Raw genomic sequence first — 20295 nt, forward strand, 5'->3', positions numbered from 1 at the left:
TTCTGTTGATTTTGCAAGCTTACAGTGACTTCTTTAATTGCTCTAAGATTGCCGGGTTCTCAAGCGTCGAGGTGTCCTGCGTAATATCCTCGCCCTTCGCAATCACGCGTAAGAGTCTGCGCATAATCTTTCCAGAGCGGGTCTTTGGCAAGTTATCACCAAAGCGCACATCCTTCGGTTTCGCAATCGGACCAATTTCTTTGCCCACCCAATTGCGTAATTCAGTCGCAATCTTCTTGGCCTCTTCCCCTTCGGGACGTTTACCCTTAAGAACCACAAAAGCGCAAATTGCTTCGCCAGTCATATCATCTGGGCGCCCTACAACAGCAGCTTCGGCGACTAGCGGATTGGCAACCAGGGTCGATTCAATCTCCATGGTGCCCATACGATGGCCTGACACGTTGAGAACGTCATCGATACGGCCAGTAATGGTGAAGTAGCCAGTATCTTTGTTCCGAATTGCACCATCACCTGCCAAGTAAAGTTTGCGACCAAACTCATCTGGGAAATACGCTTTCACAAAGCGATCGGGATCACCCCAAATTGTCCGAATCATCGATGGCCAAGGACGCTTCACCACCAAGATGCCACCCTGACCATTGGGCATATCGTTACCAGTCTCATCCACAATCGCGGCCATAATGCCTGGCAATGGCAAGGTGCAAGAACCGGGAACCATGGGAGTTGCGCCAGGCAATGGGCTAATCATATGACCACCGGTCTCGGTTTGCCAGAAGGTATCGGCAATCGGACAACGCGAGCCGCCGATGTTCTCGTAGTACCACATCCATGCCTCGGGATTAATTGGCTCACCCACCGATCCCAAGAGACGCAATGAACTGAGATCGTAATTTTTAGGATGAACGCTAGGGTCCGTATTCGATGCCTTAATCAAAGAACGAATTGCAGTCGGTGCCGTATAGAAAATCGTGGCTTTGTGTTTTTGAATCATCTCCCAAAAGCGGCCAGCATTCGGGAAGGTGGGCACACCTTCAAACACGATTTGTGTACCACCCACTGCCAATGGTCCATAGGCAATGTAGGAGTGTCCAGTGACCCAACCAATATCCGCCGTACACCAGAAGATATCGCTTGGCTTGATATCAAAGGTCCACTTCATCGTGAGGATGGCCCACAACAGATAACCGCCGGTGGAATGCTGCACACCTTTTGGCTTACCGGTTGATCCGGAGGTGTACAAAATAAATAAAGGATGCTCAGCGCTTACCCATTCTGGATCACAGGTTTTTGCTTCGCTCGCAGTCACTTCGTGCATCCATGAATCAAGGCCAGCCTTAAAGGGAATATTGCCGCCTGTGCGCTTGTAGATGATCACGTTTTTAATGATCTCGCAGCCGCCAAGCGCTAAGGCCTCATCGACAATCGTCTTCAGAGGCAATGCTTTACCTCCGCGCATTTGCTCATCGGCGGTGATTACTGCAACCGCACCCGCATCAATAATGCGCTCTTGCAAGGATTTTGCGGAGAAGCCTCCAAACACCACGGAGTGTGTGGCGCCAATGCGAGCACAGGCTTGCATGGCAATCACGCCCTCGACTGACATCGGCATATAAATGATGACGCGATCACCCTTTTTAATACCGCGTTTACGCAACGCGTTCGCTAATTGACAAACGCGATCGTGTAACTCTTGATACGTAACCTTTGTTACCTTACCGTCATCCGACTCAAAAATGATGGCGGTTTTATTGGCATTGCCATTTTGCAAATTACGATCAAGGCAGTTGTAGGAGGCATTCGTTGTGCCATCTTCAAACCATTTATAAAAAGGTGCCTTGGACTCATCAAGCACTTTCGTGAACACTTGCTTCCAATGGAGATTCTCTTTGGCTAGGCGCCCCCAAAATCCCTCGTAATCTTTTTCTGCTTCTGCGCATAACTTTTTGTAAGCATCCATTCCTGAAATGGCGGCGTTTTTTACAAAATCAGCGGGCGGATTAAAAATCCGGTTTTCTTGCATTAATGGTTCCATACGAATAACACCCTCTCTTCGAACTTATAGTGACAACACAACAAACAATCGGTCTATCGTTTCATATGACGATAAGTGAATTAAGTCCTGATTTGCCCTATGGCAAACCCTTAAAATGCTTATTTCATTCCACTTATTGAAATATTCCTATGCCTACGATACGCCAAGACGACCTGATTCAAAGCATTGCGGACGCTTTTCAGTTTATTTCCTACTACCATCCTCGGGATTTCATCCAAGCCATGGGACGTGCCTATGAGCTCGAACAAGGCCCGGCAGCAAAGGATGCGATTGCCCAAATTCTGACCAACAGCAAAATGTGTGCGGAGGGTAAACGACCGATCTGCCAGGACACCGGGATTGCGGTGGTCTTTCTCAAAGTGGGCATGAACATCAATTGGAGTGGTGCCACCATGAGTGTTGCGGATATGGTGAATGAGGGTGTGCGGCGTGCGTACATGAATCCCGACAATCCCCTGCGAGGTTCTGTATTACTTGACCCAGCAGGTAAACGCAAAAACTCGGGCGATAACACGCCTGCGGTCATTCATTATGAAATCGTTCCAGGCAATGATCTTGAGGTGATCTGTGCTGCCAAAGGTGGTGGCTCTGAAAATAAAGCAAAGATGGTGATGCTCAATCCATCGGACTCCATTGTGGATTGGGTGATGAAGACCGTCCCTACCATGGGTGCTGGGTGGTGCCCTCCCGGTATTCTTGGAATCGGAATCGGTGGCACGCCGGAGAAAGCTGCCTTGCTTGCTAAAGAATCGTTGATGGCACCGATTGATATTCAAGAGCTGATTGCGCGTGGCCCCAAAAATCGTATTGACGAGTTACGTCTTGAGATTTATGAAAAGGTCAACCAATTAGGGATCGGCGCTCAAGGTCTTGGTGGTCTTGCAACCGTACTCGATGTCAAGATCATGGACTACCCCACGCATGCCGCCTCATTACCAGTAGCGATGATTCCGAACTGTGCAGCCACACGACACCTCCACTTTCACCTTGATGGTAGCGGCCCGGCTCATTTTGATATTCCGTCGTTGAACGATTGGCCTGCCGTCGCATGGCAACCGGACACCAAACAATCCAAACGCATTGATGTCAATGCGTTGACACCCGAGGAAGTAGCTAGTTGGAAACCCGGTCAGACCTTATTACTCAATGGCAAGATCCTCACGGGTCGCGATGCAGCTCACAAACGCATTGCCGACATGCTGGCTAAAGGCGAGTCATTACCTGTGAGTTTTAAAAATCGCGTGATCTATTATGTTGGGCCCGTTGATCCAGTGCGTGGTGAAGCAGTTGGTCCAGCAGGCCCAACCACTGCGACCCGGATGGATAAATTTACTGAGACGATGTTAGGTCAAACTGGCTTAATTGCAATGATTGGTAAGGCCGAACGCGGCCCGGTGGCGATTGAGTCAATCAAGAAACATCGCTCCGCATATCTCATGGCAGTCGGCGGTGCAGCCTATCTCGTATCCAAAGCAATTGCTCATGCCAAAGTCGTTGCATTCCAAGATTTAGGCATGGAAGCGATTTACGAGTTTGATGTGGTCGACATGCCAGTCACTGTAGCAGTTGACTCAAAAGGAATCTCCATGCATGAGACTGGACCTAAAGAGTGGCAAATGAAGATTGGCAAAATTCCAGTGAGCGTCGCTTAACGGATCAAACTGGTAAGCAACGTTGGCAACGATCGGTGTATTTGATTCTGGGGTTGGTGGTCTATCCATTTTGGATGAGGCGCTAAAGCAATTGCCTTTGCATCACTACATTTATTTAGCCGATTCTGCCAACGCGCCCTACGGAGAAAAATCAGCCTCTTGGATTGCTAATCGAAGCTTGCACATGTGCCGCTACCTAGTCGAGCATGGTTGCGATGCGATTGTGGTGGCATGCAATACCGCAACTGCTGAAGCGATTGCCCAAATCCGCGCGGAGCTGCAGATACCCGTCATTGGCGTAGAGCCTGGTATCAAACCAGCGGCGATGCAATCCCAGAATGGCGTTGTGGGTGTGCTCGCTACTGAAGCAACCCTCAATAGCGATAAGTTCAATGCACTCTTGGCGACATTACCAAGTCAATGCCGTTTTATTAAGCAAGCCGGCGCCGGCCTAGTACCACTTATTGAAAATGGAGAAATCGAATCTCCAGCAATGCGCACTTTATTGCAAACGCATCTGCAAGGTATCGTGGAGGCACAGGCAGATACCCTGGTTCTGGGTTGCACGCATTACCCTTTTCTGAAAAATCATATTAGGGAGCTCATTGGCGCATCAATCACCATCGTGGATACAAGCGATGCCGTGGTTCGTCAACTGGGTCGGCAGCTTGAGCAGCATGGCCTAGCCAATGAGGCAGAGATCATGTCATTAAACTTGCTGAGCACTGCGAATGGGGATACATTACAGGCGATGGCAGAGCGCTTATTGCAAACTCCCCTGTCACTCCGCAGCATCAACAACCAATCATTGATGATTTGAGCATGGTCCTTGCTAGTTCCAGACAATGGCGCCTCCCCTTCTCCCGGGATGAGGGCATCATCATCGCGCTGGTGGTTCTTGCGCATTTATCCTTAATTATTCCCTTTCAATTTGGTTTAAGCCCAAAGCCACCGGATTATCAAAATGATGAACGGGTGATGGCAAATCTCGTGGCCCCAGAGGCTCCGCAGGCGCCAACGAAGGCGGCGACGCCCCCCGCCCCAAAGCCGGCAGTTGAAGCACCCAGACCAACACCCAAACCTGAACCTAAAAAACCAGAAAAATCCGTTGCTCCCGCTCCAAATCCAACGCCAGCACAAAAGACTGCAGCCCCGACAGAAACTGCGGCCGCCAAACCCAGCGAAAGTAACCAAAATGCAAGTGTTGCCCCGCCTACTGGTGGAGGTGGAATTAGTGGCACCCCCATCCAAACGGATATTGGGAAATTAGTAGTGGTCTACCAGCCTGACGCAGATCCGTATTACCCTTCATTCTCAAAGCGCGCGGGCGAACAAGGTGAAGTGGTGGTCAGGCTCATCATTAGCGAGTCTGGTGAAGTGGAGGAAGCGCGATTATTACAGTCGAGTTCCTACCCAAGGCTTGATCGGGCGGCGATGGAAATTGGGAAGCGGTATCGATTTAAACCCTACACCATCAACGGTAGTCCCACTAAAATCTCAACTAATCTATTAATTAAATTCAACCTAAAGAGTCCCTAATATGAACAATGCATTTGGCCTTCACCACCTTTGGACCCAGGGGGACTTCGTCACTCACTTTGTTGCTCTTTTACTTTTGTTGATGTCGATTGTGACCTGGGTGATTTTGATCAGTCGCTTATGGGGCTTACGCAATATCAAACACCTTAAAAGTGAACTGGATTCTTTTTGGCGAGCCCGCTCTTTTGATGAGGGACTCAGTCACTTAAGCAATCAAGCAATGAATCCCTTTTTTATGGTTGCAAGGACTGGTCATGAAGCTTCGGCTCATCATCAGAACCAAAGCGCTAGCCATCGCGAACTCTTTCAAACGCTCAACTACTCCGAATGGATGGCGCGTAGTTTAAAAAATGGGGTCGACTCCTCAACCGCTCAATTGCAAAAAGGATTAACGTTTTTAGCGTCGACTGGTGCAACTGCACCATTTATCGGTTTATTCGGTACGGTCTGGGGGATCTATCACGCCCTGATTGCAATTAGTAGCTCTGGTAGTGCACAGATTGATCAAGTCGCCGGACCCATTGGTGAGGCACTGATCATGACCGCGTTTGGTCTCGCTGTTGCGATTCCAGCCGTGCTTGGCTATAACACCATTAATCGCTCGAATCGCTTAGTGGTTGCAGACCTCAATCGCTTTGCCAATGATCTCTTGGCCTACTTTGTGACTGGCGCACGCGTTGCCCAGAAAGATTAATCATGTCCTTTAGTAATCCCTCAAACGATCACCACGAAGATGGCCTGATGGCCGAGATCAACATGACCCCGATGGTGGATGTCATGTTAGTTTTGCTGATTATTTTTATGATCACCCTGCCCGTGGTCCAGCAAGCAGTGAAGGTCGAACTGCCCAAAGCCAATAGCGTTCGCAATGAGATAAAACCTGAATCGGTTCAATTAACGATTGATGGCAAGGGCCAAATCTTTTGGAATAGCACACCGATCGATTTAGCTACCTTCTCGGCATATGCAGATAAAGCGGCCAAGAAAGATCCACAGCCTGAGATTAACTTGCGGGCTGATAAATCCGTGCGCTACGATGCCGTAGCTCAAGTGCTCGCCGCATCACGGCGCGCGGGCTTAACGAAATTGGGATTTGTGACCGAGCCCGATTAATTAGGTTTGGCTGTCTTTCGCTCTGGTGGCGTAGTAATTGGGTAACTGCGCTCCCAATGCGAGATGAAGTTTTTGTAATACTGCTGCGCTAGTGGTGTTGAGCGCAAAATAATCATATTCTCCGCATTGCTTTTCTCAGCACTATTGGTGAAGTTATAACTTCCAGTCACCACAATATCGCCATCAATGATCATCACCTTATGATGAAAAATACGATGCGCTTTATTGCCCCGGACCGAGACGCCGCCTTTTAATAAAACTGGGATCACGTCAAAATTATTCGCAGCCGTTGGCCCATCCTGAATCACCTGCACATCCACGCCCCGTTTGGCTGCCCTAGCAAGCGCATCAGCGATCTCAAGATAAGTAAAACTATAGGCCATCACCTGAATACTTTTCTTGGCGCCATCTAGATAACGAATTAACCCGCGCGCCGCCCCGGTCGGAGGCGTAAAAAAGACCGCAAGCACCTCCGCAGTCATAGGCGCATCGCCTTTTGCTATCTCTCGGTTAGTTTTAGATGGCTCAGGATTAGCCAAAACGCTTTGCGCTAAGAAGAACGTGCTAACAAGAAAAAGAATGGATTTATTCATGGGCCGGGTTGCACGTTAATTTCACTGTGCAAAAGAATTGAAATTCAGCAAAAATGATTGTTAATCAAAATCTAGGTTAACAAACTTATATGAATATTCTCACAATTAGCAAAATTTGCATATTTTCACTCCTGACCTTTAGTTTTCATCTACAAGCTCAGTCAGTGAAATCAACCATTCCCAGCCTTGAGGTGCACGGTGTTCTTTGGGATCAATATGAGATGACGATTGGCGAAGTCAAACGGTATGCCGCTGCGACTGGATTTCAAAGTGCGGCGGAGAAGGCTGGGGGTGGCACCTCCTATGAATTAGGTTTTGTGAAAAAACCTGGGTGGACCTGGCGAACGCCATACGGGGTAGCAGCTGGAGATAATGAACCAGCCGTTCACCTCAATGCCTTTGAGGCTCAATCGATCTGCGAATTCTTTGGAAAACGCTTGCCCACCGATAAAGAATGGGTTGAGGCAGCATTCGTAGAGCAACGCAAATCCCCGCCGGCAGGTTTTCAGCGAGGGCAACGCTATCCCTACCCAAACGGTAGCACCCCCAAAGCTTCCCATTGTTTAAGTTCAGCATGCGGAAACTACAAAGGCTTGGCTCCGGCAGGAAGTTTGCTGCGTGGCGATGGCCATGTGGCCGCCGGCACTACCCAGCCAGGGGTCAATGGGCTCTTTGATATGGGTGGCAATGTATGGGAATGGACGTCAACTAAAGTTAACAGTGAGCGCATTACCCGAGGGGCATCGTGGTGGTATGGTCCTGAGCAACAAATGGAGGGTAATGTGGCCACTAAGCCAGAAAATACTGTGGTGGTCTACATCGGATTTCGCTGCGTACGCAATCCATAACTGGTGCCCGAGGCCGGAATCGAACCGGCACGCCCTTTTTATGAGCGGCAGATTTTAAATCTGCTGTGTCTACCGATTTCACCACTCGGGCAAACGCAATCCAACATTGTATTAAAAATGTTACGCACGCTGATGCGTTGCAACAATGATAGCTAGATGAAATCGTATCACGAGCGGCTTGAAGACCCTTTCCGAACACCCTTTTTAAATAACCATGAAGCCATGCAAACAAAGGGTTTACCCGATATCTCATTCCCGCCAATAATCCTACAATTTCCTTCTGCTTTACACGCAGTATTAAATTGATATTAACCAGGAGATATGAATGTCCGAAACCAAAAAACAAGCACCACGTCGTAAATTTTTGAAAGGTGCAGCAGTCGGTAGCGCTGGAGCAGCTGCTCTTAGCTTCCCAATGATTTCTCAAGGTCAGGCAGCGCCACAAACATTGCGCTTCCAGTCCACATGGCCAGCGAAGGATATCTTCCACGAGTACGCACTCGACTTCGCAAAGAAAGTGAACGACATGACTGGTGGCGAACTCCGAATTGAAGTTCTGCCTGCTGGTGCAGTGGTTCCTGCTTTTGGTCTCTTAGATGCTGTTTCTAAAGGCACTTTGGACGGCGGTCATGGTGTGGTTGTTTATCACTACGGAAAGAATGCTGCGCTTGCCCTATGGGGATCAGGTCCATCCTTCGGTATGGATGCCAACATGCTCCTTTCATGGCACAAATACGGCGGCGGCAAAGAGCTACTCGATGAGCTCTACAAAGTAGTTGGCGCCAACGTCAAATCCTATGTATACGGCCCAATGCCTACCCAGCCTCTAGGCTGGTTCAAGAAGCCTGTTACCAAGATTGAGGACATGAAAGGTCTCAAGTACCGTACCGTTGGTATTTCGATTGACATGTTCACAGCCATGGGTGTGTCAGTCAATGCGCTTCCTGGCGGGGAAATTATTCCTGCGATGGATCGTGGTCTTCTTGATGCAGCGGAGTTCAACAATGCATCTTCCGATCGCCAGTTGGGCTTCCCAGACGTTTCTAAGGTCTGCATGTTGCAAAGCTATCACCAAAATGCTGAGCAGTTTGAGATCCTCTTTAACGGCACCAAGTACAACGCGATGCCTGCCAAGCTCCGTAACATCCTTGACTATGCCGTAGAAGCTTCTTCTGCTGATATGTCTTGGAAAGCAGTAGATCGCTACTCCTCGGCCTACGAAGAAATGCAAGCCAAGCAAGGTGTCAAGTTCTTCAAGACCCCTGACTCGGTGTTGCGTGCTCAGTTGAAGGTGTTTGACGAGGTGGTAGCCAAGAAATCAGCAGAGAACGCACTCTTTAAGAAGATTGTTGACTCGCAGCGTGCATTTGCTAAGCGTGCCGTGAAGTGGGATCTGGACACCAACGTCCAGCGCCGCATGGCGTATGACCACTACTTTGGTCAGCCAGCAGCTCCTGCAAAAAAGGCCTAAGCTAGCAACAACTTAGCCGGTTTTTGTTAGAATACCGGTTTGCTGTAACCCAATGGGATGGTTAGCAAATAACCATCCCATTTTTTATATCTAAATCGTAGGTGTAGCCATGCAAAACCTTTTTTTAACCGTTGATAAAGTTTCGACATTTATCGGCCATTGTTTCTCTTGGTTGGTGGTTGGGCTTACTGCTCTCATCGGCTTTGAGGTGTTTTCACGATATGTGCTCAATAGTCCGCATGCCTGGGCTTTTGATGCTCAAATCATGATGTACGGCACCATGTTCATGATGGCAGGTGCGTACACCCTGGCAAAAAATGGTCATGTACGTGGTGACATCTTGTATGGCTTTTTAAAGCCCCGTACCCAAGCGATTTTTGATCTCATTCTCTATATTGTTTTCTTCATTCCCGGAGTGATTGCGCTTGCCTACGCTGGCTATGGGTATGCCGCTGACTCTTGGCGAATTTTGGAGCACTCTTCGATCACGGCCGACGGCCCTCCGCTTTACCCCTTTAAAACGATTATTCCGATTGCCGGAGTGGTTCTTTTAATGCAAGGTATCGTTGAGATTTTGCGTTGCGTGGTTTGCATCCGCGAGGGTGAATGGCCCTCCCGCGAACAAGACGTTGAGGAAGTTGACGTCGACGCCCTTAAGGCGATGGTTGGCAAGGATAAGGAATAATCATTATGCGTAAAGAACTCTTATTTGGTTTTTCCATCATGGCATTGGTGGTCTTATTGACCATCGTTTTAATGCCGTGGGGCAATATTCAGAGTGGGCATATTGGCCTGCTAATGCTCTCCCTTGTCGTGGTTGCCATCATGCTTGGCTTCCCCACCGCCTTTACCTTAATGGGTATGGGTATGATCTTCACGTTTTTTGCATACAGCTTTCAAAATCCTGATTTAGCACTGCAAAACACTTTATCCCTCATGGTGCAGCGTGCCTACGCGGTCATGACCAATGACGTGTTGATCTCAATTCCCCTATTCGTGTTCATGGGTTATTTAGTTGAGCGCGCCAATCTCATTGAAAAGCTGTTTAGATCACTTCACTTGGCTTTGGTTCGTGTACCAGGTTCCTTGGCAGTTGCAACCATTTTTACCTGCGCTGTATTTGCAACGGCAACCGGCATTGTGGGTGCCGTGGTGACCTTAATGGGTCTTTTGGCATTGCCTGCCATGTTGAAAGCGGGGTATGACACCCGTGTCTCAGCAGGATGTATTACCGCTGGTGGCTGCCTCGGTATTTTGATTCCACCCTCGGTACTCTTGATTGTCTATGGCGCAACCGCTGGCGTATCGGTGGTGCAGTTGTATGCAGGCGCTTTTTTCCCAGGAATCATGTTGGCCAGTTTGTACATTGGCTATGTGATCATTTTGGCTAAACTCAAACCAAATCTCATGCCGCCTTTGTCTGAGTCTGAGCGCAAAGTGCCTCTGCCGATGAGCTATACCGAGCTTGGCGAGAAGATTAGTCAAAAAGTATTACCTGCTTTATTGGTTGGCCTTAAAGGTAAACGCAATATCAATGTCAGTGGTAAAGAGATGTTGAAATCGCTGTTCATTGCTCTGATCCCACTGATCGTATTTGTTGCTTTCACTGCCACGATGTACCAAGTAGCCACTAAGCCAGTCGAAGTGATTAGCATGGATGTGGTTCCGATGGGCGAAGCGGGTAGTGGTAGTGATTACTCAAGTAGCTCAAGTTCAACCGGCCTTAGCGAACCTCCTGGCGCTGAAAAAGATAGTGGCGGAACTGGTCTGGCCCTGCCACCAGGCGCTGAAGATGAAAAGCCAGTAGCAAAGACCTCGGGCCCTGCAGAGCCAGCAGCGGCTGCTGAACCACCAAAACCCGTCGATGCACCGCTGTGGTTCTGGATCATGAGCGGTATTCTCGGCGCCATTTTGGTGATTTACTATGCCCTCCTCACTTGGGTGCGTCTTGAAATCTTCAAGATGCTCTTGAGCTCTTTCTTCCCGCTTGCGGTTTTAATCTTATTTGTATTAGGCTCCATCGTCTTTGGTTTGGCAACGCCTACCGAAGCAGCGGCAGTCGGCGCCATTGGTGGATTTATATTAGCGGCTGCCTACAAGCAGCTCAATATGACGGTGATTAAAGAGTCGGTCTTCCTAACGGCGAAGACGGGTGCGATGGTCTGTTGGCTCTTTGTGGGTTCGTCCATTTTCTCGGCAGCCTTTGCATTACTTGGCGGCCAAGACTTGGTTGAAAAATGGGTTCTATCTTTAGGACTTAGCCCATTGCAGTTCTTGATTCTGTCACAAGTCATTATTTTCTTATTGGGTTGGCCTTTGGAATGGACTGAGATTATTGTGATCTTTATGCCAATCTTTGTACCCTTACTTGATGACTTTGGAATCAATCCGCTGTTCTTTGGTCTATTGGTTGCCCTGAACCTACAAACTGCATTCCTATCGCCCCCCGTTGCGATGTCTGCGTTTTATTTAAAGGGTGTTGCACCTCCCCACGTCACCTTAAATCAGATCTTCATGGGGATGATGCCGTTTATGGGCATTCAGGTCATTGCGCTTGTTTTGCTGTATGTATTCCCAGAAATTGGCTTGTGGTTACCGCAAGTTCTCTACAAGTGAGGTTTAAAACCAATCAACCCCGCTACGGCGGGGTTTTTTTGTAATCGTTTGCCGTTGATATGAGAACCCTAAAGCGCAAATCCAGTCTCACGAAGTTCCTGCGTTACTTGATCGTTGCACTAATCCTTTTATTCATCTGCCTAGTCATCCTTGCTGTAAGTTATTGGGTAAGTGCTAAATCAAATCTTTCTGGAACAATCATTAGTGCCGGTCTGGGTCAAACCGTTCAGATTCAATTTGATGAGAACGATGTGCCGCACGTTAAGGCAAAATCCCAGCGTGATGCGTATTACACCTTAGGATTTTTGCATGCGACTGAACGCTCTTGGCAACTGGAGATTAGTCGTCGCTTGGCTTCAGGGAGACTCTCCGAGATTTTGGGTGAGCGCACCGTCTCACTTGATCGCTTTATTCGTACCCTAGGGATTAAACAAGCGGCTGAGAAACAGTTTGAGCGCTATCCAGCAGAAATCAAGCAATTGGTTCAAGCCTATGCCGATGGCGTCAATGCTGGTAATCGAGCACTCGGTTGGGCCTTACCGATCGAGTATTTTTTGACGGGTTCCAAGCCCGGTTATTGGTCTGCCGCAGATAGTGTTGCATGGTCTTTAATGATGGCGTTAGATTTGGGCGATAACTGGCAAAAAGAATTGTTTAGCTTAGAGCTTTCTCAATATCTCAGCACAGCTGATATATGGCAGGTGATGCCACCCTATCCCGGCACCAATCCAGTTACCAACGTCGATTTTGCCAAGCTATATCGCGAACATCAGGTATTTAGGCCCACTCAATCCAAGGTTCAAGCATCTCGTGATGGAGAGCCTTACTTACTAAAACATGCCGATACGGTGGGATGGCTAAGTGATCAACAAGAAGGCTTGGGCTCTAACAATTGGGTGCTTACGGGTAAAAAAACGAGTTCAGGCAAACCCTTGCTCGCCAACGATCCGCATTTGGGATTAAGTGCTCCATCGACATGGTACTTTGCACACCTCGAAGCTCCAGGCTTAAATGTAATCGGGGCCACCCTGCCAGGCATACCAGCCGTTGTTTTGGGTAGGACCGACAAAATTGCCTGGGGATTTACCAATACCGGACCAGATGTGCAAGATCTCTATCTTGAAAAAATTGATCCTGATAATCCGAATCAATACATCGGTCCTGACGGTCCGCTCTCCTTTTTAGCTCGCGAGGAGATTATTCAGATTAAAGATAAACCGCCCTTGCGGTTTGTCGTCAAACAAAGTCGCCATGGTCCTATTATTTCCGATAGCCATGCCCGTGCCAAAAAGGTAATTGATACGCAGCGTTATGCCCTAGCCCTACGCTGGACCGCTTTGGATGTTGAGAATCAAACCTTGATGGGCGGCATCCTCATGAATCGGGCCGATTCGATTGACTCTTTCAAAAATGCTTTGCGTCATCATTACGCTCCGATGCAAACCGTTGCGATTGCAGATGTTCAAGGTAATATTGCCTTGCAAGTTGCTGGGGTTGCGCCACGCCGGCAATTGCATCAAGGCTTGTATGGCGTCGCTCCTGCTCTCGGATGGGAGCGCCAATTTGATTGGACAGCCTACCTACCATTTGAGCAACTTCCCAGCTTTTTTAATCCAACAGCGGAGTGGCTAGCGAGCGCCAATCAGGAAATTATTTCTGCAAGCAATCCCAATCCACTAACCGGAGACTGGGACTTGCCCTTTCGTTATGACCGTATTGCAGCCATGATTGGAGAGAAAGATCAGCATGATCGCACTTCGATGCAGGCTATGCAGGGCGATGTTCTCTCCCTTGGAGCGCAAGCACTCTTACCTCTGTTTAAAAATGCGCAATCAGGCCATACTTTGCAGCCAGGGATTCAGTCGGTGATCGATCGCTTCGATGGAAGCATGAGTATTGATTCCACCGCTGCCCTTATCTTTAATACCTGGGTCGATCAATTAACGCGGATCCTATTCTCGCGTTTGGGTGATTCGTTTACTGAGGAATATGGCAGACGCTCGTTTCGGAGGGCGGTCAATCATCAAATCAGTAATCCCGACAGCCCCTGGTGCGATGTGCACACTACCGCAGAACGAGAAAATTGCCAAGGTGCCGCCAATCTCGCTCTGCAACGAGCGCTCAATGATTTGAGCCAACGCTACGGAAAATCGAGTACTGATTGGCGTTGGGGAACAGCGCATCATGCTGTGTCTGAACATCGCCCCTTCAAAAACATTCCCCTCTTAGCGGAGTTCTTCAATGTCAACATTCCATTTCCAGGGGATGCCTTTACGGTCAATGTGGGTCGTCCAGTTCTGAACAATCCAAAAGCGCCATTCCAGGCTAATCATGCACCAAGTCTGAGGGCGATCTATGACCTCAATGATCCAGAACAATCGGCTTTTATGCTTCCTACCGGTCAGTCGGGTTGGGTTCAAAGTCATCGCTATCGTAATTTGAGCGCCTCATGGGCAACGAATCAATTAATTCCATTGGCGATGAAGCCTAAGCAGGTTCAGCGTGAATTGGTCTTAAAAGCTAAGTCGTTTTGAGTTGTCGCATTGACCCATTACAATCGGTAGAACTGTATAGGATCATGATGAAAACACGTCTTAAACTTCTAATTACTTGCATCTTCACCCTAAGCTCCAGTTTTGCCTTCGGCGCTTGGGATGAACTGGGAAGCAATGAGTTCATAACCGTCTTGATTGATAAATCCAGCATCAAGAAGTCAGGCGATAAGGTCCAAGTTCTTTCGATGCTCGATCTTAAGAAACCGGGAGTTGAGCCAAAAACTAAATCACCAGTGAACTCCATCATTGGTCTAAATGAATACCACTGCGGACAGGTTCAATACCGACCACTAGAGGTTAAATTTATGTCAGGTAAACGGGGTACTGGCAAGGTGGTTGAAGATATCAAGACGCCCGATAGCAGCTTTGAGGCAATCGCGAGTGGTGATTGGCCAGCTGGAGTCTATAACCTTGCGTGTCGACCTAACTAGTTCAATCAAGCCTTCAACTACCCATCAAGGGTCGGTCTCCCTTCTCTACATTTTCATTGCACTTCTTAGTATTCTTAGTATTTCAGGTTTACAAGGCTGCGCCGCACCCATCATGGCAGCAGCAAGTAGCGCGGGTACTGCTGCAGGATCGGCGGTAGCTGCAAGCCCCATGACCGCGGTAAGTGTTACATCAACAGTCACCACAGGGCGCTCTCCCCTCGAACACGCGACATCTGCAGCAACCAAAAAAGATTGCAGTTTCTTTAACGTCTTTAGTTCTAAACCAATTTGTGAAGAAATTGTGATACCGACCGTTCAAGACCGCAGTGAACGAATAATCGGGGAGGCAGATCGCAATACAGCGATTATCGAAGTGATTGACGTAAGGCCAAGTCAGTAGCTAAATGGGGTGAACGACGGGACTCGAACCCGCGACAACCAGAATCACAATCTGGGACTCTACCAACTGAGCTACGTCCACCATTGCTACTTAAGTATTATAACGACTATGCCCTCGAACCGATTGATGGGGGCTCAAATAGCGCCCAATCACCCAACTCCATACTGGCCTCCAAAAAGAAGGTTTCGATGGCATCCTGTGTTTTAACCCGTGCCAAAGCATGATGATCCGATAGATGTTGACGCCAACGGCGCGACCCCGCACGACCGTGAGCAAGACCCATGATGTGCCGAGTAATCGCTCCCAAATAGAAGTCTTTACGATGCGCATTGCACTGGGCTAACCATGCTTGACTGTATTCAACCAAACCAATTTGAATACGGTGCCAGTCTGCCTCACTAAAGAGATAACCTACTGCATTGCCATCACTTTCGACGAGATCATCCCAGCCCAATAGCATCGCCGGAAAATGATAAGCAGCACGGCCGATCATAAAACCATCAAAATCATTCCAATATTGTGCAACCTGCTCATTGGATTCTAGGCCACCGTTAAGTAGTACACGAAGATTTGGATAGTGCTTTTGTGTATCACGACGTATTTGCTTCGCAACCTCATAGTGCAATGGGGGCTTACTACGATTCTCTTTCGGGGATAAGCCTTTTAAGACCGCATTACGCGCATGAATCGTTACCTGGGTTGCTCCTGCGGCCGCGACTGCCAGTACAAAATCCAATACAAATTGATAGTCACGCGGCGACTGGGCCGCATCCATTTGATCAAGACCCAAGCGATGCTTCACCGAAATTGGTAGATCGCAGACGGCACGCATCGCACTCACACACTGGGCAACGAGCTCAGGCTCGGCCATCAAGCATGCCCCAAATGCACCCTTTTGCACGCGCTCTGAGGGGCAACCGCAGTTGAGATCGATCTCGTCATAGCCCCATTGTTGGGCAAGCGCTGCACATTGAGCGAGCTCAGCCGGATCGCTGCCGCCAAGTTGTAAAACGATCGGGTGCTCTTCCTGACTAAAATCCAAATGCCGTGGCTGGTCACCGTGCAAAAGCGCCCCCGTGGTGACCATCTCGGTATAGAGCACGGCTCGCTTAGTTAGCATTCGATGAAATGATCGGCAATGACGATCGGTCCACTCCATCATGGGAGCGACAGCTAAACGCTTGATGCTCATGCAATCAGTCCCAAGGATTGATCAACTTCAATTTAGTTGGATCAAAATCACCAGTATTACGCGTCACCAAAGTCAAGCGGTGCTCTATCGCTGTCGCTGCAATCATGGCATCTCGCTCAGAAGATGGATTAGGAACATGGAGATCTGCGCAACGCAATGCAATTGGAACATCAATTGGAATAATCCGATCAGCAAATACCGGGAGAATCATTTGCATCAGCCATTTTTTTAATAACTGGCCCTGCTTTTTATCTCGGCGCATTACGGACAGAATGCCTTGTTCGATTTCTAGAATGCTAATCACCGAGAGAAATAAACGGGTTGGGGCAATTGATTGTGCCCAATCATGAACCTGTGGATTCATTTTGGAAGTACCGGCTTTTCGGAGCTCCGAGATGACATTGGTGTCGAGAAGATACATTAGGAAAGATCGCTTGGCTTCGTAAAGCGTTTTATTTTCGCAGGCTCAAATTCAATCTCAGCCAATCCAGGCATACCCACAAGATCAAGAATGGTTTTTTGTTGACCAATCACACGTTGGTAATCTTCGTATCGCATCAGCACGTGCGAAGGCTTGCCTCGATCGGTGATGAAGACTGGGCCTGATTGACAGGCCTTCTTGGCACCACTGGTGTCTTGATTAAATTCGCGGCTAGATAAGGTCTTGGGCATTTCATTCCCCACAATCCAGTAAATGTAGCAATGTTACTACATTTTTCCAAAGGGGAGAAAGGATTACACTTCCTCGCGCGAGGCCTTTTTACGCTCATGCTCTTTCAGAAAGCGCTTGCGTAAGCGGATGCTCTTGGGGGTCACCTCAACCAACTCGTCATCGGCAATGAATTCCACGGCGTATTCCAAGGTGAGTTGTACCGGTGGTACGAGGCGTACCGCTTCATCCGTACCAGAGGCCCGCACGTTGGTGAGTTGCTTTCCTTTGATGGGATTCACCACCAAATCATTGTCTCGACTATGAATCCCAATAATCATGCCTTCGTAGAGAGGATCGCCCGGTGAGACAAACATGCGGCCACGATCTTGCAGTTTCCACAGTGCATAAGCAACTGCGTCACCATCATCTTGGCTAATCAATACACCATTGTGGCGCTCACCCAAGATACCCTCTTTTACAGGACCATAGGAATCAAAGTTATGGCTCATGAGTCCGTTACCACGGGTGAGGGTCATAAACTCACCCTGAAAACCAATTAAACCTCGGGCTGGAACCCGATACTCAAGACGGGTACGGCCCTTACCATCGCTCACCATATCCAGCAGTTCAGCTTTGCGCTTACCCAACTCTTCCATGACCCCACCCTGCGTCGTATCCTCCACATCCACCGTGAGGTTCTCGTAGGGCTCTAACTTCACCCCATCCTCCTCATGAAACACCACACGGGGTCGTGATACAGCTAACTCATACCCTTCGCGTCGCATGTTCTCAACCAAAATGGTGAGGTGGAGCTCGCCCCGACCTGATACCTCAAAGATGGTGTCGTCATCGGTATCGCGGACCCGCAATGCCATATTGGATTTGAGCTCACGATCTAAACGCTCCCGAATTTGTCGGCTTGTAACAAACTTACCCTCGCGCCCAGCAAGAGGACTCGTGTTCACCATGAAGTTCATGGTGAGGGTTGGCTCATCAATCTTGAGCATCGGTAAAGCATCAACCTGATCGGGTGCACAGATCGTGGTCCCAATTGCTAAATCTTCAATGCCATTTACTAAGACAATATCGCCGGCAATGGCCTCATCAACCACTTCACGCTCGAGCCCTTTGAACTTCAGCACTTGATTGATGCGCCCCTTAAAGGGGGTTCCATCCGGTCCATTAACACACACCACATCAGTACCGGGTTTAATTTTGCCGCGCCGAATCCGGCCCACACCAATTTTGCCGACATAGTTGCTGTAATCAATTGATGAAATCTGCAACTGCAACGGGGCGTCGATTTCATCATCGCGTACTGGCACATGCGTGAGAACCGCGTTAAATAGCGGGCGCATATCGCCAGAACGCACATTCTCGTCAGTACCGGCATAGCCATTTAAGCCCGAGGCATAAATCACAGGAAAATCCAACTGCTCCTCGGTTGCACCCAATTTATCAAAGAGCTCAAAGGTTGCATTAATCACGTAATCACATCGGGCTCCAGGGCGGTCCACCTTATTAATGACAACAATGGGCTTTAAACCCAAGGCAAGCGCTTTCTTGGTCACAAATCGGGTTTGGGGCATCGGGCCCTCAACCGCATCCACTAGCAACAATACGCCATCGACCATTGACAGAACGCGCTCAACCTCGCCACCAAAATCAGCGTGACCCGGGGTATCCACAATATTAATATGCGTACCCTCATACTCCACCGCGCAGTTTTTAGCCAAGATGGTGATACCGCGCTCTTTCTCGAGATCATTGGAATCCATAATGCGCTCAGAGATCTTTTCGTTGGAGCGAAAAGTTCCGGATTGCCGTAAAAGTTGATCAACAAGAGTCGTTTTGCCATGGTCAACGTGGGCGATGATGGCAATATTACGAAGTGCGCGTTTGGTCATGAGTTGCTTTACAAAAAGATAAATTAGTTTTGATTCAAAAGTCGTTGGGCAATAAAGCGTCTGGGGTGTAAAACACCACTACGCCAATCCGCAGTGCCAATAAAGTTTTGCGGCAAGGCTTGGCTGCGATAAATCCGAAATAAAGAATTAGCCCACTGGCTCGCACGATTGAGTGCGCAAGGCACGCGCTGACCCATTTCTAAACGCTTGGCCTGTTGGTCATCGACCGTCAACTCAGGTAGGGTTTGCAATAAGGCGTCCACCGGAAGTAATACCTTGGGGGTATTTTCAAGGGTCTCTAGAGTACAGCCCTGCTCCAGACTGAGGTGGCCAACCTTGGTACGCCGCAATGCGCTCAAATGCGCACCACAGCCTAGTGAATTGCCAATATCTTGCGCCAAGACTCGGATATATGTTCCCTTACTGCAATGAACTTCGATCTCTACGTGGGGCCAATGGATAGCGACTAGACGAATCGAGTAAATGGTTATTTTTCGGGGTTCACGTTCAATCTCCACACCCGAGCGCGCATATTCATAGAGCGGTTTGCCATCGCGTTTTAATGCGGAGTACATCGGTGGAATTTGCTCAATTTCACCAATGAACTTAGGCAAAATGGCTTCCAATAATGTCTTAGCCATCAAATTATCAACCACTTCAGCAGTCGATCGCTCGCTTAACACTTGGCCTTCGGCATCACCGGTATCGGTTTCGATGCCAAACCGTACAGTTGCAATATAAGTCTTATCCGCATCCAAAAGATCTTGTGAGTACTTAGTAGCCTCACCCAAACAGATGGGTAATAAACCGGTCGCCATGGGGTCCAAAGTGCCAGTGTGCCCAGCTTTTTCTGCCTGAAAATGACGCTTGACGGCAGTCACCGCACTTTGCGAGCTCATTCCATTGGGCTTATCAAGCAAAACTACCCCATCAATTCGTTGCGCCATCACAATTAATTAGGCTTTGAGCCCAATGCCTGATCAATTAATCGTGACATCTCTGCGCCCCGCTCAATCGAGGTATCAAATACAAAATGCAAGGTGGGGACTGTATGAGTGTGCATCCGTTTAAAGAGTAAGGAATGCAAATAACCCGCTTTTTCTTGTAACGATCCCAACGCATACTGTGGGTCGCCACCTAAAACTGTGAAGTACACCTTTACATGCGCAAGGTCAGGCGAGAGCTCTACCGCCTGAATCGTAATCAAACCATTTAAAGGGTCACGTAACTCTCGAGGAATCAATTCGGCTAAGTCGCGCTGGATTTGATCCGCAAGACGCTGGTGACGATGAGGGCTTGTTTTATGCATGAT

20 protein-coding genes and 2 tRNA genes are annotated in these 20295 nt (G+C 48.7%); 12 read left to right on the top strand and 10 right to left on the bottom strand.

From position 1 onward, the window contains the following. Positions 1–19 precede the first annotated feature (19 nt). On the bottom strand, positions 20–1993 hold the full coding sequence (acs, locus tag ICV32_RS06740) for an acetate--CoA ligase (RefSeq protein WP_215369459.1): 1974 nt from the start codon (positions 1991–1993) through the stop codon (positions 20–22). A 149-nt stretch (positions 1994–2142) separates the two neighbouring features. On the opposite strand from acs, the gene ICV32_RS06745 reads away from it, so the two are divergent. From ICV32_RS06745 to ICV32_RS06765, 5 genes are read left to right on the top strand one after another with little or no spacing between them, the layout of a single operon-like run. Next, entirely contained in the window at positions 2143–3666 is a 1524-nt protein-coding gene (locus ICV32_RS06745) for a fumarate hydratase (protein ID WP_215369460.1), read from the top strand. A 22-nt stretch (positions 3667–3688) separates the two neighbouring features. Continuing rightward, on the top strand, positions 3689–4486 hold the full coding sequence (gene murI / locus ICV32_RS06750; RefSeq protein ID WP_215369461.1) for a glutamate racemase: 798 nt from the start codon (positions 3689–3691) through the stop codon (positions 4484–4486). A gap of 2 nt (positions 4487–4488) precedes the next feature. After that, positions 4489–5205, top strand: coding sequence for an energy transducer TonB (locus ICV32_RS06755; protein ID WP_215369462.1), 717 nt, complete (start codon positions 4489–4491; stop codon positions 5203–5205). 1 nt (position 5206) lies between these two features. Then, positions 5207–5899, top strand: coding sequence for a MotA/TolQ/ExbB proton channel family protein (locus ICV32_RS06760; protein ID WP_215369463.1), 693 nt, complete (start codon positions 5207–5209; stop codon positions 5897–5899). Between the two features lie 2 nt (positions 5900–5901). Further along, positions 5902–6318 carry a biopolymer transporter ExbD gene (locus ICV32_RS06765; protein WP_215369464.1) on the top strand — a complete coding sequence of 139 codons (417 nt, stop codon included), beginning with the start codon at positions 5902–5904 and terminating at the stop codon, positions 6316–6318. Here ICV32_RS06765 and ICV32_RS06770 read toward each other — a convergent pair. Continuing rightward, positions 6315–6911, bottom strand: a complete 597-nt coding sequence (locus ICV32_RS06770; protein ID WP_215369465.1) for a phospholipase D family protein — start codon at positions 6909–6911, stop codon at positions 6315–6317. The two genes, ICV32_RS06765 and ICV32_RS06770, sit on opposite strands and share 4 nt — an antisense overlap. Positions 6912–7000: 89 nt before the next feature. Between ICV32_RS06770 and ICV32_RS06775 the strand changes: the two genes are divergently transcribed. Continuing rightward, positions 7001–7759, top strand: a complete 759-nt coding sequence (locus ICV32_RS06775; RefSeq protein ID WP_215369467.1) for a formylglycine-generating enzyme family protein — start codon at positions 7001–7003, stop codon at positions 7757–7759. A 1-nt stretch (position 7760) separates the two neighbouring features. Here the strand turns inward: ICV32_RS06775 and ICV32_RS06780 are convergent. Then, positions 7761–7850: transfer RNA gene (locus ICV32_RS06780), tRNA-Leu, on the bottom strand. A gap of 234 nt (positions 7851–8084) precedes the next feature. On the opposite strand from ICV32_RS06780, the gene ICV32_RS06785 reads away from it, so the two are divergent. The 6 genes from ICV32_RS06785 to ICV32_RS06810 all read left to right on the top strand — a co-directional run bounded on the left by ICV32_RS06785 (position 8085) and on the right by ICV32_RS06810 (position 15232). Then, entirely contained in the window at positions 8085–9230 is a 1146-nt protein-coding gene (locus tag ICV32_RS06785) for a TRAP transporter substrate-binding protein (protein ID WP_215369468.1), read from the top strand. 109 nt (positions 9231–9339) lie between these two features. Continuing rightward, the gene (locus ICV32_RS06790; protein ID WP_215369470.1) at positions 9340–9915 is read left to right on the top strand and encodes a TRAP transporter small permease subunit; all 576 of its coding nucleotides are present in this window, start codon (positions 9340–9342) and stop codon (positions 9913–9915) included. A gap of 5 nt (positions 9916–9920) precedes the next feature. Further along, on the top strand, positions 9921–11846 hold the full coding sequence (locus ICV32_RS06795; RefSeq protein ID WP_371817051.1) for a TRAP transporter large permease subunit: 1926 nt from the start codon (positions 9921–9923) through the stop codon (positions 11844–11846). A gap of 59 nt (positions 11847–11905) precedes the next feature. Continuing rightward, the gene (locus ICV32_RS06800; protein ID WP_215369472.1) at positions 11906–14380 is read left to right on the top strand and encodes a penicillin acylase family protein; all 2475 of its coding nucleotides are present in this window, start codon (positions 11906–11908) and stop codon (positions 14378–14380) included. A gap of 44 nt (positions 14381–14424) precedes the next feature. Then, a complete protein-coding gene (locus ICV32_RS06805) occupies positions 14425–14832 on the top strand; it encodes a surface-adhesin E family protein (RefSeq protein WP_215369474.1) in 408 nt (135 codons plus the stop codon). After that, the gene (locus ICV32_RS06810) at positions 14813–15232 is read left to right on the top strand and encodes a hypothetical protein (protein ID WP_215369476.1); all 420 of its coding nucleotides are present in this window, start codon (positions 14813–14815) and stop codon (positions 15230–15232) included. Before ICV32_RS06805 ends, ICV32_RS06810 begins: the two co-directional genes overlap by 20 nt. 5 nt (positions 15233–15237) lie before the next feature. Here the strand turns inward: ICV32_RS06810 and ICV32_RS06815 are convergent. The 7 genes from ICV32_RS06815 to rbfA form a co-directional block, all read right to left on the bottom strand. Next, a tRNA-His gene (locus ICV32_RS06815) sits at positions 15238–15313 on the bottom strand. A 25-nt stretch (positions 15314–15338) separates the two neighbouring features. Continuing rightward, a complete protein-coding gene (gene dusA, locus ICV32_RS06820; protein WP_215369478.1) occupies positions 15339–16424 on the bottom strand; it encodes a tRNA dihydrouridine(20/20a) synthase DusA in 1086 nt (361 codons plus the stop codon). A gap of 4 nt (positions 16425–16428) precedes the next feature. Next, a complete protein-coding gene (locus ICV32_RS06825) occupies positions 16429–16845 on the bottom strand; it encodes a type II toxin-antitoxin system VapC family toxin (protein WP_215369480.1) in 417 nt (138 codons plus the stop codon). Then, positions 16845–17096, bottom strand: coding sequence for a type II toxin-antitoxin system Phd/YefM family antitoxin (locus ICV32_RS06830; protein WP_215369481.1), 252 nt, complete (start codon positions 17094–17096; stop codon positions 16845–16847). The genes ICV32_RS06825 and ICV32_RS06830 overlap by 1 nt, the downstream gene beginning before the upstream one ends. Before the next feature lie 63 nt (positions 17097–17159). Then, positions 17160–18983, bottom strand: coding sequence for a translational GTPase TypA (typA, locus tag ICV32_RS06835; RefSeq protein WP_215369483.1), 1824 nt, complete (start codon positions 18981–18983; stop codon positions 17160–17162). A 23-nt stretch (positions 18984–19006) separates the two neighbouring features. Further along, on the bottom strand, positions 19007–19930 hold the full coding sequence (truB, locus tag ICV32_RS06840; protein ID WP_215369485.1) for a tRNA pseudouridine(55) synthase TruB: 924 nt from the start codon (positions 19928–19930) through the stop codon (positions 19007–19009). A gap of 5 nt (positions 19931–19935) precedes the next feature. Further along, complete coding sequence (rbfA, locus tag ICV32_RS06845) at positions 19936–20292, bottom strand: 30S ribosome-binding factor RbfA (protein WP_215369487.1); 357 nt, start codon at positions 20290–20292, stop codon at positions 19936–19938. Positions 20293–20295 lie beyond the last annotated feature (3 nt).

This window comes from Polynucleobacter sp. MWH-UH24A (assembly GCF_018687475.1).
Classification (GTDB): Bacteria; Pseudomonadota; Gammaproteobacteria; order Burkholderiales; family Burkholderiaceae; genus Polynucleobacter.

Excerpts from the sequence above, each read along its gene's own strand:
- ICV32_RS06775 (WP_215369467.1), top strand. The coding sequence starts at position 7,001 with ATGAATATTCTCACAATTAGCAAAATTTGCATATTTTCACTCCTGACC.
- ICV32_RS06755 (WP_215369462.1), top strand. The coding sequence starts at position 4,489 with ATGGTCCTTGCTAGTTCCAGACAATGGCGCCTCCCCTTCTCCCGGGAT.
- ICV32_RS06765 (WP_215369464.1), top strand. The coding sequence starts at position 5,902 with ATGTCCTTTAGTAATCCCTCAAACGATCACCACGAAGATGGCCTGATG.
- ICV32_RS06785 (WP_215369468.1), top strand. The coding sequence starts at position 8,085 with ATGTCCGAAACCAAAAAACAAGCACCACGTCGTAAATTTTTGAAAGGT.
- ICV32_RS06790 (WP_215369470.1), top strand. The coding sequence starts at position 9,340 with ATGCAAAACCTTTTTTTAACCGTTGATAAAGTTTCGACATTTATCGGC.
- ICV32_RS06800 (WP_215369472.1), top strand. The coding sequence starts at position 11,906 with ATGAGAACCCTAAAGCGCAAATCCAGTCTCACGAAGTTCCTGCGTTAC.
- typA (WP_215369483.1), bottom strand. The coding sequence starts at position 18,983 with ATGACCAAACGCGCACTTCGTAATATTGCCATCATCGCCCACGTTGAC.
- acs (WP_215369459.1), bottom strand. The coding sequence starts at position 1,993 with ATGGAACCATTAATGCAAGAAAACCGGATTTTTAATCCGCCCGCTGAT.
- ICV32_RS06805 (WP_215369474.1), top strand. The coding sequence starts at position 14,425 with ATGATGAAAACACGTCTTAAACTTCTAATTACTTGCATCTTCACCCTA.
- rbfA (WP_215369487.1), bottom strand. The coding sequence starts at position 20,292 with ATGCATAAAACAAGCCCTCATCGTCACCAGCGTCTTGCGGATCAAATC.
- ICV32_RS06830 (WP_215369481.1), bottom strand. The coding sequence starts at position 17,096 with ATGCCCAAGACCTTATCTAGCCGCGAATTTAATCAAGACACCAGTGGT.
- ICV32_RS06770 (WP_215369465.1), bottom strand. The coding sequence starts at position 6,911 with ATGAATAAATCCATTCTTTTTCTTGTTAGCACGTTCTTCTTAGCGCAA.
- ICV32_RS06745 (WP_215369460.1), top strand. The coding sequence starts at position 2,143 with ATGCCTACGATACGCCAAGACGACCTGATTCAAAGCATTGCGGACGCT.
- ICV32_RS06760 (WP_215369463.1), top strand. The coding sequence starts at position 5,207 with ATGAACAATGCATTTGGCCTTCACCACCTTTGGACCCAGGGGGACTTC.
- dusA (WP_215369478.1), bottom strand. The coding sequence starts at position 16,424 with ATGAGCATCAAGCGTTTAGCTGTCGCTCCCATGATGGAGTGGACCGAT.
- ICV32_RS06795 (WP_371817051.1), top strand. The coding sequence starts at position 9,921 with ATGCGTAAAGAACTCTTATTTGGTTTTTCCATCATGGCATTGGTGGTC.
- truB (WP_215369485.1), bottom strand. The coding sequence starts at position 19,930 with ATGGCGCAACGAATTGATGGGGTAGTTTTGCTTGATAAGCCCAATGGA.
- ICV32_RS06825 (WP_215369480.1), bottom strand. The coding sequence starts at position 16,845 with ATGTATCTTCTCGACACCAATGTCATCTCGGAGCTCCGAAAAGCCGGT.